Consider the following 13,675-nt stretch of genomic DNA (forward strand, 5'->3'; position numbering starts at 1 on the left):
CTGTCTATTTGATCCACTGCCGATAGCAGGAGTCTGGTACGTCGTGGAAAATGCCCCTCAACAGGGAAGTCGGCATATACCAGTACACCAGGTCCCGCAGCCATGTACTGCCACGCCCTTTTTTCAGTTTCTTAATGGCCAGATACGCCAGGACGCCCGCGACAATCCCCAAAAGGTAATGCTGCGACCAGATCCCCCATCCCAGGCAAATAATGGCCGGGATGAGTTCGTCCACAGGCAGACCAAACCAGCGCCCTTGATTGGTGAGCGTTTCGGGGAATCGGTATTTTTTGAGAGACTCGTCTGCCATTTAAATAGGCCTCCGGATAACTGGTGGGCAGCCGAGAAATCTCTGCCCACCAGAATTCAGTCAAAGCAATCCTGTGAACGCGAATAAACGCATTCGAAATTAAATAAAATTAATAATCAGGGACGCTTTCTATTTCCACTAACGGGGAATTAGTACCCGGCGACAGACATACCGATGGCGATAAACACCGACAGAATGGCGAAGCCGGCAAGGAACTTGAGGTTCTTGGTGGTCATATACATCACCCCTCCGACCAGCACCTCAGCCAGGATGACCCATTTCACCACGCTTGAACCGGACCCAAAGGTGCTCTTAACGGTACCGTCGCCGCTTGCCATCAGGTCTTTACCGGCTCCGGCTGCCATCACCGTTTCTGGGAAGAAAGCCGACACCGCCGCAATTGGCAGACCGAACTTCAGCGCTTTGAGAACGCCAAATTTACTGAATTTCTTTTTAGCAGCGGGTGCCGGTGTTGCATTCATCACAGAGACTTCTGTCATTTCATTGTTCCTTCGATAGTTTGTGAGTTAATTACATCGTTACGTTGATAAATCAGGATTTTGGTTCCGTCTTATTGTTCATCACCTCCGCAAGTTCTGCGTTATAAAAATCAGGATGTTTTCCCAAATGATCACGAAGCCGGATTAACACTTCTGCTGACTTGGAACGACCACTCCGATCTTTTGCTTTACGAAGCTTGAGATCGGTTTCCGGATCTAAGTAAATCGACATAGTTACAATAGAACCGCGTGAAGATTGTCGTTTAATCATTCTGCCACCTTAAAGCGTACAAGCAGATAGGGGTTGTGGGTGAGTAGACCCGCAGGTTACCCGGACGTGCGGAAATACCTCAGCCGGCCACCGCCCGATGACGTGGGGAAAGCTAGATCTGATCCTGAAAATGCTGGGTTATCCATCGTTATGGAAAACCCGATCAATGTTCCAGTCCCGCTGAATATGTGTGGGGACACTGGTCTGTCGGGAGCCGGATGCGGTAGTTCCGCAAGTCCGGTTCTGAGGAGGGGCCCGTCCAGGTAACTAGCGGGTCTACTCAACCAATACCCCATGTGCGGGCATCGCAGACAACCCAAGTGCTAACAACGTCACTGAGATAAAAAATGTTTCATTTTTGACTATCCTTCTGATGACCAAAACGACGCCCCGGTGTTGCGATATCCGGAAAATTTATTAAATGATCAGTAAGGCGAAGTTCAGCTTCCTTTGCCTTGGGCCTGCGGCTGCGTTCTGCGGCCTCAGTCAGAAGCTTGTTTGTCTCAGCCGAAACCTGAAAACCTACTGATACTGATTTATACTTAGGTTCGCTCACTGTTCCCATTCCTCTCGTAGGGTTCTCATGTTAACCATCAATAAATGATACACATAAACACTCTTATTGTATCTTTTTTTGTATTTATTGTGACAAACATCACAGTTTTGTTTTTTTTTTGGCTTTTTTTGTGTATAAACTTGAAATGTTCATATTCTGCTGAGAGTAGATAAGTGGCACAGTCAAATAATGAAAGAAAAGAAAACATAATTAAAAACATCAACTACTTAATAAGATCTAGAGGAGAAACAAAGCTTTCCTTCGCTGAGCGGATCAACCTTACAAGGGCATCCCTGTACAGGATACTTGATGGTAAGGTTAATAATGTTCAGCACTCAACGGTTGAAAAAGTAGCGAACTTTTTTGGTACGACTTACGACGTAATAGAAAATTCAGACATAGAGAAAATTGAGTTAAAAAACCAATTAATGGATATATCTGGGAATAAAAACCCCTCAGCGGTCCCAGTAATCCCTGAAAAGGATTTACTTAAAACCTTAAACAAACCTATCGGAGAGTTAGTTGTTAAATACCCATTAACATATCATTTTGAAACAGACTCTAATATTATTGCAATGGAAATTGGCAGTAATCACTCCAAACTATTTTCCATTGGAGATATACTTATAATAAAAAGATTCCCAGCAAATAACGCTGTTGGAATTAAATTAATTTTGACAGAAGACAATAATGTCGTTTTAGATGAAAAATTTGAAAACACAAAAAAGGGAAAGCTTATCGGGGTAATAATAGAAGAGAGGCTTTAATGAATACGTACAACATTAAGTACAAACTAATTGGTTTCAAGATGAATGGAAAAACAACAGCAACCATAATGATGTTTTCCACTGGAAGAGTGCTTGATATCCCATTGGATGAGTTGGTTAATAGCGAGATTTTAGATGATTTAAACCACAAAGAAAGCAGGGAGATATATAGAAAGCTTTATAAGAATGAAATAAAGACAAAAACTATTTATGACATCAAAGATAGACGCGACAGTTACTGGATGATTTACACAGTAATATGTATATTTCTAACATCACTATTTACATTTTGCAGTATATCAGGAGTAAAGATAGTAGAAGTTCAATTATTGAACATGATAATTCCAGCCGCTATTTTTGCATACCCAATATCATTCATACTTGTGGATATTTTAAATGAGTTTTACGGGTTGCGATTAGCAAGAGTAGCCATCCTACTTAGCTTCATAGTAAACGTTTTTTTCTGTTCATCATTGTGGCTTGTTAGTTTTCTACCGTCCATGTCAGATTGGGATATGGACTCTGAATTCTCCAGCATGGTCAAAAGTATCATTTCAATTTTGATAGCATCATCAGTATCTTATCTTGTATCTGAAAATGTAAATGCCTATTTTTTATACAAATTAAAAATACTAACAAACTCAAAATATCTTTATTTAAGGGTGCTAACAAGCACATTGATTGCTTCTGCAATAGATAGCATTCTTTTTATAACTATTGCATTTTATGGAGTCCTTAGCTGGAATGTAATGGAAGTTATGATATTAACGCAGTTTATTATAAAGACAGTATACGCATTCATTGGTGTCTTTCCGATCTACGGGGTAAGATGGCTATTTAACAAACATATCGTTATGAAATGATGGTGGGATAATGAAAAGCATTAATACTAAAAACTTAGGGCAAAAATCAAAATATATTGATTTATACGACTGTAGTTTGCTAGATCCGATACCAAGAGATCTTGGAAGAAATGAAATTGGGTTAGATGGTCAAAAACTTAATTTTGATGGATTTGATCTATGGACAGCATTTGAACTATCATGGCTAAATCAAAAAGGCAAACCACTTGTAGCGATAGCTGAAATAAAAGTTCCCTGTGAATCGCCTTTCTTGATAGAGTCAAAATCATTTAAGCTATATTTAAACAGTTTCAACCAAACAAAAGTATCATCTGTAGATGAATTACAAAAAAAAATCGAGAGCGACCTTGGCCTAGTAACGAAAAGCAGCGTTTGCGTTAAAATAACAACAGGATCAAACAAAATAAATGAACCCGTTGGTGATTGCATAGATGATATAGATATAGACTTTGTTGATTACTCATTCACTCCATCCATTCTTGAAAATGCAACCAGAGAAGAAAATGCAAAAGAAACCATTTACTCACGTCTTTTAAAATCAAATTGCTTGGTGACAAACCAACCTGATTGGGGCACTGTTTTCATAAAATATGAAGGCAATGCAATTGATAGAGAAAAATTATTAAGGTACATAGTTTCATTTAGAAAGCACAACGAATTTCATGAGCAATGTGTTGAGAGAATATTTACAGACATAAAAAAGTATTGCAACCCAGAAAAATTAACCGTCTTTGCGCGATATACTCGCCGAGGTGGTTTAGACATCAACCCATTCAGGAGTGATTTTGAAAGTGAAATACCTGTAGGTAGGTTGGAAAACCAATAATAAATCGTGGCGGAAATTAACCGCCACGCAAGTATTAATAATCTGAATGCTTCATAATTGATATCGAATCGGAAATAAGCAGCGATAAAATAGAAAACAAATCAATATGGTGATTAACAAACACCCCTCGCTCTGATAACTCAAGTAACTTATTAGAAATAAATAGATTTTGCTCCAATCTTTCAAAGTCAGAAAAAGAAACATTGATCGTCTGGCGATCTTGGGTAGGATCAAACGCAGCCATACGGCCTCCTAGATAGGTTGTTATGGTCAGCCATCAGTGGGTGCTCGAACACTCGCTGATGGCGCTAATACATTATTTTTTCTTCACATTAACCAGATCGTTATCGTCAATCCAGCACTTCCAACCAGTAGCGGAAGATAGATCGGAAAGAGATTTTTTTAGCATTTGTTTGATTTTTTTTGATAGTTGAACATCGCTACCACAAAGATCTTTGATAGTATCAATCTTGTACAGGAACGGCCTTGCATGGCTACTGTAAAATCCGTGCAACCATTGTGCTAATGATTTACCTTTCAGCTTGTTTCGTTCAAACAATGATAGTCCAGTCCAAACCTCACTAGAGAAAAACGCAGCAATATTAGGATTCAAAGCAATCACAAAATCATCTGTTTTTTCATCGCTAAACTCCTCATTTAGAAGACTGCCTCGATAAAAAAACGGCCATCACCAATTTCAACAGCATTAGCAGATAGTCACAAAAAAGATTTTTTTACCCATTCATGATCACTTTTTCCTGTATTACGACCTATCGATTTTAAAAAATCATAGATTGAAAATCGTACCCCCCCCCTAATGCATAATTAGAACAACGTCGTATACATTCAAGATAAACATCCAAATCGGCTTGATCTAACTGCTTCCCTGTGAACTTCACAGTTAACCCCTGAACACTCGCTTTAAGTTCATTTTCTTTATACTCACGATGCCCCTTCCCCACCACGCCAAAAAGCGATGAACGTAGAATCGCATTTGGGACAGCTCGCTTCTGTTCCGATAGGACGGGGATAGATTCTGGCAATTCAGTGAAGTTTTGAACAAGATCTTCAACAGCATAACAACGCTTAGCTTGCTGGATACCCTTTATAATAGCATCCATCTTGGCTTGAAGTGCTTTTGGTAATTCAGCCATTTTTAGCAGCCTTAACAAAGGCCAGAACATCGAGGAAATCATTTAACTCCTCCGCTGACATTGCAGGGATTCTGGCTAGCACACCTTTACACAGACGCTCACACAAGACTACAATCGATAATGCCGACATAGTAATACCTCTTCGTTGGTCAGCCCCTAACTTTGGCGAGGGCGGGGCTGAAATAAAGTTACTTACTTTCTTCTCTCAAAAGAAATTTTCTAACCCCATCTGGAGTCACTTTAATCCCGTTATTACTCAACCATTTCGCAATCTGCGCAAAAGAATACCCCTCTGTACGTAGTTCAATGATTTTTTGTCTATTAGACTTCATTCTTCCCCTAAGCACAGCTCGAGGTTCCCCTAACTCCAAAGACATAACCAGATACCTCACGATCAAAAAACAGAACATAACAATACAACCAATACATAGATAAATCAATACAAAAATAGCGAGTACCACATCACGGGATAGCGAGTACCAAAAAAAAGCAATAAGAAACATAATGTATTGATTTATATTTAAAATAAAACAATTCATTTTTCTAGTAATCTTTTAATAATCAAAAAATATAATGATCTTTTAATCTTCGCGTATGTGCGATAAGAGTTGAGCCTGTGGATAACTTAAATCCTGCAAGGGAGCGGATTTTTAGCCGTTGAGTGACGGAGTTTGCATGTACCAACAGACTAAATGCCGCTTCCTCGATCGGGCAGACTCGCGGCGTTGCCGCTCCCTAATCCGCTCTTGCGGCGAGCGGTGGTGGTGATTTTGGGAACATTGTTTTCACAACTGAACCAGCTTCAACAAAAATAAACAGCAGATTTGCAGTACCAGAGAGTGTCAACAAGGTCAAACCTCTCGTTTTCCTGCGTCCTGAATCGCCATAAAATTGATTTTTAAGTGTTGAATCAAACTTACCCCGAAAAATCGCGTACAGCGCGTTTTAGCTGCCGTATAAATGCACATATTGCCCATTGCCATGATGTATAATTTGATGCAAAATAACATCAATATAATTCTTGGGAGGCTATTTTATGAGAACGACAGTCACCATTGATGATTTGCTGTATGCGCAGGCTCTGGAAATGGCAGATCCGGGTATGGACAAGGCTGATATTTTCCGGGAAGCAGTGAAAACGTTTGTTCGGGTACAGGCAGCAAAAAGGCTTGCTTCGCTTGGCGGCTCATCGCCTGAAATGCAGGTGATCCATCGCCGCCGCGAGGAGCCATCCGCATAATGACTATTTTGGTTGATACGTCTGTCTGGGTTGACCATTTCAGAAACCGGAATGATGGATTGATTCAGTTGCTGAGTTGGGATCTGGTTTTGATTCACCCAATGATACTGGCAGAGATAGCCTGTGGAACGCCACCGGCGCCAAGACTGCGAACGATTGGCGATCTGGGGCTGTTACCAGAGTGTCATCAGGCTAATATTACCGAAGTTATGACGTTTATTGAAAACGAGAAGCTGTACGGGCTTGGATGTGGACTGGTTGATATTACGTTACTTGCATCGACCCTGATAACACCAGGTGCGAGACTCTGGACGCTGGATAAGCGACTTGAGAGGCTTGCTAAACGTCTTAATGCGAGCTATCAGCCGGTTCATTGACGTATTCAAAACCCAATGTGTTTGTACGAAAGACAATCAAGAAGACAAAACAAATAGTTGCCGGGCAGAAAGGAATAAAAAATGGGCGATCTCAAAAAGTATTTACCTCTATTAAGCGTTAACTCATTATTTATTGAAGATTTAATGTTAGATAACCCTCCATGTTTTGCTTTTGGATATGTAGAAGAACGAGGCGAAAAATGTGGGTTCATTGCCTTGAGGCCAGAAATATCGATCCCTACTGAGTCCACTCAGCAAGGGATGCACTTTGGGCATTCTGTTATTGGAACAATGGAAGAACCGGTACTTCATTTTGCTTTTGAATTTTATGGACATGCGACATATCACGGTCTTGTTCCCTCCGGCAACCCCATCATCCAGGCTGTGCTCAACACCATGCTGGAGACCGAGGATTATTTTTTCTTTGCCATCAATCCAGATAACTCTATTACTGCATTTCGTTCCCCGTTAGATGGCACAATGCTCATGCAGCTCCAGAATACTCATGATGTTTTTTGGCGTGCTATCTGCTCGGATGAAAGATACGAACAAACAGTGACCCAATTTAACAAAAACATCCATCAGCCTGAAAACGTGCTGAAATGGGTATGCAGGAATAACTGGGATTATCTGAATTTAACAAAATACAGGATGGAACTCTATCCAAAGCCCTAGAAGTAACAAAGTGGCAATTTCAAGCAGGGCGCGGACTTCTGGCAAAAGCATCGACGTTTGCACGGAACAAAGACAATCAGAATTGGGCAGAAGCACGGCAGGCACATTGCGAACAACAGACTACCGATGGTTAATTCAAACCGGCGAGCTAGTACACTTGAACTGATAACGTCCCTGAGCATCACATCAAGCCACTTCGATAATACTTTCTACCCGTTTTTGCCCCTGTTGGGTGGGCTAGTAGTCTACTCACCCAATACCCCAGATATCATTGATATCTCCACTGCCATCTACAGACGGTTTCTCAAACCGAATTAGGTATGCAGGAAATGGATTAATAATCCAAAGAGATTACATTTCCCCTTGAACATGACGAGTTTCGATACGCAATTGAAACAAGTCACCATTGCGCATAAATGTACGGCACATGGCGGCATTCGCCCCCATTAAGAATGCATCTAATTCAATGGCTGACAATATCACTTCAACAGTCGTTACATCAAAACCTGCCCCCGGCAATTTACTTGGTGCAGGTTTAATAAATTTCAGGTATGCGGCGTTTGAATAAATATAACATCGAGCCTGATCGCGAATACAAAAAGGTAACGGTGATGACGAATAATACTTATCAAAACGATTAACAATATCAGCTAAGGATTGACTTGTAGATGTTAGATCTCTAGGATCTAACAGCACTCATGACAACCTCCCTTTTAGGTCGAGTGGGTGGCTGGTACGTAGGGCTCTATCCCTTCGTACCAGCGATTCAGCAAACTAAATCGCCGATAATCAAATTTTCATTAAATCCGATAATAATGTAGCAAAGAAAATTATTTTTGCCATGCTAAATTTAAGGTAAAATGAACCGCAAAAAATTATTGTTTCAATTAGACATCATCTTCACCACCCTCATCTTTAGGGAAGAAATTTGATACGATTTGGTCTACATCTTCGCGGATTGTTGTGACCATATCTTTAAATATGAACTTATCGTTCCCTTCTAAATGTGGACTGAGAGACATCATGCCTAACAGCTTACTTGTCGCCATCTGCGCTTTCAGCATATTTTCTAGCATCGTCTTATTAAAGAGAGCCTGATTGAATCCTGTCTCTTTGTTTTTCATCTGGGCTTCATACACCCTAAGCCCCAGTTCAATGAGCATCGTAGTGACACTCGAAAAACTGACATCTTTATCTTTAGCACCTTCCTGACGGCGTTTTTCTACTATTGCCATTATCTTGTCTGCTACATCATCACTGGCGTACACCTGGATCTTAGCCACGGCACTTTTCCTTATATTATTAGGATTTTATTTGACCCTGAAATATCATAAACATAACGAATCACCCAAAAATCGAATCGCAAGTCGAATCTAGATACACGGAGAGTCACACGGCGAATCTTATATAGAATTGACTCTAGGGTCAACTCGTCTCAACCTCATGATTCTTCGGCTCTGATTCGTTCATGATTTGTCGTAGAGTCATTACCGACTCGGTTTGTATCGCCTTAGAGTCGTTAATGAACACTATTATAATTTATTTCACATTATTACTTTCTTAACTTACTGTATTTAAAAGCAAGTCAGCAAAAAGTAATTTTTGCGTGGGGTGTGGTGCTTTTTGTGGTGACGAGTGCATATATATTGAACTGCGGACTTGAATAGATTAACCTACTACCTAGAAATCAGACCGGAGGAAGTATATGAAGAAAATGGCCGCTTTGACTGTATCTCTGCTTTTTTCAGGTATAGTAAACGCATCGGATTGTTTTGATTTGGCAGGAAGGGATTACAAGATCGATCCGGACTTACTCCGCGCAATTGCCTGGAATGAATCTCGGTTTAACATGTCAGCTATCGGAACCAATAAGGATGGCAGTATTGACATGAGCCTAATGCAGATTAACTCCCAGCATATCCCTAAACTTGCCGCAATGGGTATCTCCCGTAAAACCCTCATGACTGATGCGTGCATGAATATTTATACTGGCGCATACTTTCTTGCCGTCGCATTTAATAAGTGGGGAATAGGCTGGCATGCTGTAGGAGCATATAACGCAGGATTTAAAGAGTCAGAGAAACAGGCCCAACGACGCTACACTTATGCCAAGAAAATCGAGGCCACCTACAGAGCAATTAAAGAAAGCAAGAAAAATTTTAATTTACAAAACAATCAAAATAGGAGAGATTAAGTCAAAGATTATAAATTAAGTATACTTTACAACTCCTTAAAAACGAGAGCTTCCAAATAAAACATGAACAACATCCTTTCTATAAATAACGATTCCTTTTTCTTGAGTGCAATCCGAAAACCATAAACTCAATGAGTCATTCATTTCTCACTTGAATGAACACCTTTCCTGGCGTTCTGAGTTTTTTTCCTAAATTTTTTACAACACCACAATACCCCCCCTAGAAATTCTCAGGAGGGGTTTGGTTTTAGATGCTAGACAAATTTCTTCGTATCTTGTTTATCTCGCCATCTACCCCATTACGCCCACAGAAACTATCTTGTCCTATTCTCCACAACTCACCTTTTTTGTACTTTTCCAAAGTGATTTCGGTGTTAAACTGGTTTGAGAATTTTTCATTAAATATGCTGATAGCCTTTTCTGTTAACGCATCACTATACTCTCTATCTGTAAATACATATTGCACCCCGCCGTAAACTTTATTAAAAGGTGTTTCGTTATTCTCGTAGAGATCTATCATTCCATTGAAACGCCCCGCCTTGTATTTATCAACTATGCTCTTAACTTTTTCTTCCTGCGGCCCATCAGTCCATTTAATATAAATACTATCACCATGGCCCTTTCTCACTGAGAATTTAAACCCTGGAAACATTGCTTTTAACTCTTTTCTCATATTACATCCTACTTGTTTTGCTCCATTAATCCCTTGGGCCAGATCTTTGTACTCTGGTGCTGTTTTGATTTTTTCAACAGCCAGATTAAAGGCAATTTCTTGCACTTCTTCCTCTTCCTTTTTGGCCTTTTCTGCGGCTAATGCTTTGCTGTAAATTATGACAACTTCCTTTTCATCGACAACTTCATCATAAATTTTCCATTGTATTCCACGCAAAATACCCTCGGGCAGTTTTTTGCTTAATGAGCCAGATTCAAATGCTATGTCAAATTCTGCATTACCCCCGCGTACCCCTACCCCATTGCCGAATAAAAGAACACTTTCTGGCTTTTGTTCTCCATGAATACCATAAATAACGCCACGCCCCCGGCCATACAGATTAGTGCTGACGACCTGCCCAACAACGATCAGAGTTTTATCGATATTTTTCATATTAGCGCTCATAGTTACTCTCCCATTTCTGGTTGCTTTTTTCGATCAAGCGGATGATGTCTTCTTAACGGCAAATGAATATCCTGCTAGCTTCCGCTGCGCTGTTGACGTTGACGTTTTGTGTGTGCACGTTATTTCTCCTGTTAGTGTTTACTGTCACATCCCACTGAGCCTCTCGCCGCAACCGCTAAATTGACCTGCCTGGTAAAAGGATGAAATCAAGTGTGGCGACAAAGCCGCAGCGCAAGCGACCACAGGGAGTGCGAACGGGTGCCGGCGACAGACTTGAATTCAGCCGCCAGGCAGGTAGTTTTTAGCGGGGCGAGGGACTCAGTCGGTGATGTGACTGACACGGGGCAAACAACGAGCACACACCCGACACGGCAAACAGCCGTGGCGTCCTTAGCGCCCTACGGCCCTATCGTAGGGCAGTGAATGCGTTGGCCCTGGCCAACTGCCGGGGTTGACCTGGCCGTTAGATATCAGGCCCTAGCCGTCAGGCCCGAAACCCGCTCGCGGGGTTCGGCAGAAGCTTACCTGGCACCCCGTGCCGGGTTAGCTGAGTAGGGGTGACGACCCAGCAAAGCTGGGGAGCCGAAGGTATCCAGGTGGCCCTTGACGTGGTTTGTCAGCCAGCTGCATCACCAGTGATAGAAGGCCGAAAGGAAACAGAAGAGAATGAAAAAGAGAAGCATCCTACCTGGGGGATCAATACTGCCATGGCAAACAGGAGCGATGCAGGCGCGGCGGAATGAGAGCAGCGCGTTAGCGCTGCTGTTCTTCAGTGCCGGCACGGCACGCGTCGCTTTTGGGCGCCATTTGGGCAGGATCTCCCCTGCCCTGTGCTTCAGGCTGCCAAGATCGCTTTCATGGCCTCCACTCTGCGCCGCAACGCTCTGCGTTCCTGCCAGTTGTTGATGTAATAAACCGGGGTATACCGCACACGGCTAAACTGACAACTAAGCGTATTTCCAGTAATGATTTCGGCAGGGATACCTAACAGGCTCAACTGGATAAACGCCATATCTGCCGCGATGGGATCAAGATCAATCCCCGTAACAAACAGGTGTTCAGACGGGTTTAAGCCTGCATCGAGCATACATTCAGCATAAGCAACGACCATCCCCGCCGCACCACAGGCAGGTTCCTGCATTTCTTCCCAGCCTTTTTTCTGTACTCTCTCAGCGATATCCCCTGTGAGCATTTTTGCCATCATCAGTTGAATATCATACGGCGTGAAGAATTGCCCCATACGGTCAGAACCCAGCTCCAGTTCCATGAAAACCGAACCCAGAAAGTCATGGTATTTACCTTCAAGCGCCGCGACCAGCAGGCAAAACAGCTTTTTCAGGTTGTCCTGGTCGCCTGGATTGTAGCGGTCGCAAATCTGTCGGCTGCGCTCGATATTTTCAGGCGTTCTGATGCGAGCAAGATCTAACTCACTGGCCGCCAGTGAGATGAAATCGCTAAATACATCCCACCGCCGCATATTATGCGCGGTATGCGCAAACACGCTGATAAACTGCTTACGGGCCTCAGCGGTGCTAATCATACGCGGCATGGCCTTGACTGGCTCACTGACTAACGAGGGTTTTCTCACGGGTGCGTTTTCAAACGCGTTACACAGATCGGCAAAACTCAGTTGTGACATGATAGCGTCCTTAAAAAGCCGCTCCCCGGAGCGACTTGGTTAATATCACGCCAGCCCAAGGCCTGCGTAGACAGTTGTCATGAACTGCTGCCAACGTGCAAAAGGCAACGCGGGAACATGCGCACGTTTACCACTGCGTAACGCATTTACAAACGCGTTGGCCTGTGCGACTATCTCAGGGTCAAAATTCATGTTGTTTACTCCTTCATCGTTTTTTGGCTCCGGATCTTTCGTTGGTAGCGTTCAGATCCGGCATGAGAGAGCAGGCGAAAGCCTGCTTTTTTATTTCCGGGATTGCGCTTCCCGGCTGAGTACCTCCTTATCGATCCGCGCCAAAATGGCGGTGTGCGGCAAAGACACTACGTCACGAAACGTAAAATACCGTTCCCCAACTTTTGCGTAGATGTTAGTGATATTTCCGCAGTACATTTCAGCCAGCTTGAATGACTCGTTTTCGACATTGCCGCACCAATCGCGCGGGTACATTGCTGAAATAGCATCCATAAATGCTGCCAGCGTGATTTCCTTAACGTCGGTATAGGCCTGTTTTTCCCGCTGTTGCCAGTACGCGCTTTCAGCGCTGGCATCCCATTGCATCCGGTTTTCTGTGCTGATTTCTTGCGTGTCATACATCGTGCATTTCTCCTTGGTTGTGATGGGGTTTCCATCGATCGAGTGATTTAAATTTTCGGCACCAGTTGGCCACAAAGGACTAACAAATCTTGTTGTTCTTCGTTCCAAACATCGCCGTTCTGCGTGACATTCACGGTTTGCCCGGTTTCGAGACAGCGCCACTGACCGGACTCCTTGATAAAGTGATACCCCGTTGTGCTGATACAGACGTCTTGTACAGGCACCAGAACATCCACGGCGTACACATCGAAACGGTTTTTTTTCACCGCCAGCCGACCAAACTTGAACGCAGCGTCGAGCCTGTTTTTTGCAAAAACCGCGCATTGTTGGAACGTAGTAAAATTCCCTATGGTGCTCTGTGATGTGTACTTAACGCAGAATTGGCCCATTTCCTGAGTAGTGAATAGATACAGATCACTCACCCATTTGGGGTGGAGTTTTGCTTTTTCACATATCCTGCTAGCTTCCGTCGCGCCGTTGACGTTGATGTTTTGTGTGTGCATGTTATTTCTCCCGTTAGTGTTTACTGTCACATCCCACTGAGCCCCTCGCC

20 protein-coding genes and 1 pseudogene are annotated in these 13,675 nt (G+C 42.7%); 7 read left to right on the plus strand and 14 right to left on the minus strand.

Features of this window, described 5'->3' with window-relative positions; all coding sequences use genetic code 11:
* Nucleotides 1-4: 4 nt before the first annotated feature.
* The 4 genes from traL to KGP16_RS27145 form a co-directional block, all read right to left on the minus strand.
* A complete protein-coding gene (gene traL / locus KGP16_RS27130; protein ID WP_065684418.1) occupies nt 5-310 on the minus strand; it encodes a type IV conjugative transfer system protein TraL in 306 nt (101 codons plus the stop codon).
* A 149-nt stretch (nt 311-459) separates the two neighbouring features.
* Nucleotides 460-810: a type IV conjugative transfer system pilin TraA gene (gene traA, locus KGP16_RS27135; protein WP_223501643.1), complete on the minus strand. Its 351-nt coding sequence runs from the start codon at nt 808-810 to the stop codon at nt 460-462.
* A 52-nt stretch (nt 811-862) separates the two neighbouring features.
* Nucleotides 863-1,081, minus strand: a complete 219-nt coding sequence (locus KGP16_RS27140; protein WP_223501644.1) for a TraY domain-containing protein — start codon at nt 1,079-1,081, stop codon at nt 863-865.
* Between the two features lie 352 nt (nt 1,082-1,433).
* Entirely contained in the window at nt 1,434-1,637 is a 204-nt protein-coding gene (locus KGP16_RS27145) for a TraY domain-containing protein (RefSeq protein WP_371822731.1), read from the minus strand.
* 173 nt (nt 1,638-1,810) lie between these two features.
* On the opposite strand from KGP16_RS27145, the gene KGP16_RS27150 reads away from it, so the two are divergent.
* The 3 genes from KGP16_RS27150 to queF are packed head-to-tail and all read left to right on the plus strand — an operon-like array spanning nt 1,811 to nt 4,093.
* On the plus strand, nt 1,811-2,404 hold the full coding sequence (locus KGP16_RS27150; RefSeq protein ID WP_223501646.1) for a helix-turn-helix transcriptional regulator: 594 nt from the start codon (nt 1,811-1,813) through the stop codon (nt 2,402-2,404).
* Complete coding sequence (locus KGP16_RS27155) at nt 2,404-3,267, plus strand: queuosine precursor transporter (protein ID WP_223501647.1); 864 nt, start codon at nt 2,404-2,406, stop codon at nt 3,265-3,267. Before KGP16_RS27150 ends, KGP16_RS27155 begins: the two co-directional genes overlap by 1 nt.
* A 10-nt stretch (nt 3,268-3,277) precedes the next feature.
* On the plus strand, nt 3,278-4,093 hold the full coding sequence (queF, locus tag KGP16_RS27160; protein ID WP_223501649.1) for an NADPH-dependent 7-cyano-7-deazaguanine reductase QueF: 816 nt from the start codon (nt 3,278-3,280) through the stop codon (nt 4,091-4,093).
* Nucleotides 4,094-4,127: 34 nt separating this feature from the next.
* Here the strand turns inward: queF and KGP16_RS27165 are convergent, their stop codons facing one another.
* The 3 genes and pseudogenes from KGP16_RS27165 to KGP16_RS27175 form a co-directional block, all read right to left on the minus strand.
* A complete protein-coding gene (locus KGP16_RS27165) occupies nt 4,128-4,337 on the minus strand; it encodes a hypothetical protein (protein ID WP_223501650.1) in 210 nt (69 codons plus the stop codon).
* Nucleotides 4,338-4,409: 72 nt separating this feature from the next.
* Nucleotides 4,410-4,718 (minus strand): annotated as a pseudogene (gene trfA / locus KGP16_RS27170) (plasmid replication initiator TrfA); the annotation flags it as partial.
* A 154-nt stretch (nt 4,719-4,872) separates the two neighbouring features.
* A complete protein-coding gene (locus KGP16_RS27175; protein ID WP_223501652.1) occupies nt 4,873-5,247 on the minus strand; it encodes a hypothetical protein in 375 nt (124 codons plus the stop codon).
* A 1,036-nt stretch (nt 5,248-6,283) separates the two neighbouring features.
* On the opposite strand from KGP16_RS27175, the gene KGP16_RS27180 reads away from it, so the two are divergent.
* From KGP16_RS27180 to KGP16_RS27190, 3 genes are all read left to right on the plus strand, one after another.
* Nucleotides 6,284-6,487, plus strand: coding sequence for a type II toxin-antitoxin system VapB family antitoxin (locus KGP16_RS27180; protein WP_223501659.1), 204 nt, complete (start codon nt 6,284-6,286; stop codon nt 6,485-6,487).
* Complete coding sequence (locus KGP16_RS27185; protein WP_223501661.1) at nt 6,487-6,864, plus strand: type II toxin-antitoxin system VapC family toxin; 378 nt, start codon at nt 6,487-6,489, stop codon at nt 6,862-6,864. The genes KGP16_RS27180 and KGP16_RS27185 overlap by 1 nt, the downstream gene beginning before the upstream one ends.
* Before the next feature lie 81 nt (nt 6,865-6,945).
* Nucleotides 6,946-7,539 carry a hypothetical protein gene (locus KGP16_RS27190; RefSeq protein WP_223501663.1) on the plus strand — a complete coding sequence of 198 codons (594 nt, stop codon included), beginning with the start codon at nt 6,946-6,948 and terminating at the stop codon, nt 7,537-7,539.
* A 351-nt stretch (nt 7,540-7,890) separates the two neighbouring features.
* Here KGP16_RS27190 and KGP16_RS27195 read toward each other — a convergent pair whose 3' ends face one another.
* Together KGP16_RS27195 and traM are read right to left on the minus strand one after the other, a co-directional pair.
* Nucleotides 7,891-8,235: a hypothetical protein gene (locus KGP16_RS27195; RefSeq protein WP_223501665.1), complete on the minus strand. Its 345-nt coding sequence runs from the start codon at nt 8,233-8,235 to the stop codon at nt 7,891-7,893.
* Between the two features lie 191 nt (nt 8,236-8,426).
* A complete protein-coding gene (traM, locus tag KGP16_RS27200; RefSeq protein ID WP_223501666.1) occupies nt 8,427-8,822 on the minus strand; it encodes a conjugal transfer relaxosome DNA-binding protein TraM in 396 nt (131 codons plus the stop codon).
* A 422-nt stretch (nt 8,823-9,244) separates the two neighbouring features.
* Here traM and KGP16_RS27205 point away from each other — a divergent pair, with 422 nt between their 5' ends.
* Nucleotides 9,245-9,733, plus strand: a complete 489-nt coding sequence (locus KGP16_RS27205; protein ID WP_223501667.1) for a transglycosylase SLT domain-containing protein — start codon at nt 9,245-9,247, stop codon at nt 9,731-9,733.
* Between the two features lie 247 nt (nt 9,734-9,980).
* Here the strand turns inward: KGP16_RS27205 and KGP16_RS27210 are convergent, their stop codons facing one another.
* From KGP16_RS27210 to KGP16_RS27230, 5 genes are all read right to left on the minus strand, one after another.
* Nucleotides 9,981-10,850 carry an LPD29 domain-containing protein gene (locus tag KGP16_RS27210; protein ID WP_223501668.1) on the minus strand — a complete coding sequence of 290 codons (870 nt, stop codon included), beginning with the start codon at nt 10,848-10,850 and terminating at the stop codon, nt 9,981-9,983.
* 835 nt (nt 10,851-11,685) lie between these two features.
* Complete coding sequence (locus KGP16_RS27215) at nt 11,686-12,489, minus strand: N-6 DNA methylase (protein WP_371822733.1); 804 nt, start codon at nt 12,487-12,489, stop codon at nt 11,686-11,688.
* A gap of 45 nt (nt 12,490-12,534) precedes the next feature.
* Nucleotides 12,535-12,681, minus strand: a complete 147-nt coding sequence (locus KGP16_RS27220; protein WP_218520548.1) for a succinate dehydrogenase flavoprotein subunit — start codon at nt 12,679-12,681, stop codon at nt 12,535-12,537.
* 90 nt (nt 12,682-12,771) lie between these two features.
* Nucleotides 12,772-13,122, minus strand: a complete 351-nt coding sequence (locus KGP16_RS27225; RefSeq protein ID WP_218520547.1) for a hypothetical protein — start codon at nt 13,120-13,122, stop codon at nt 12,772-12,774.
* 47 nt (nt 13,123-13,169) lie between these two features.
* Nucleotides 13,170-13,625: a hypothetical protein gene (locus KGP16_RS27230; protein ID WP_223501670.1), complete on the minus strand. Its 456-nt coding sequence runs from the start codon at nt 13,623-13,625 to the stop codon at nt 13,170-13,172.
* Between the last annotated feature and the right edge of the window lie 50 nt (nt 13,626-13,675).

The sequence above is a fragment of the Serratia sp. JSRIV006 genome (assembly GCF_019968685.1).
Classification (GTDB): domain Bacteria; phylum Pseudomonadota; class Gammaproteobacteria; order Enterobacterales; family Enterobacteriaceae; genus Chania; species Chania fonticola_B.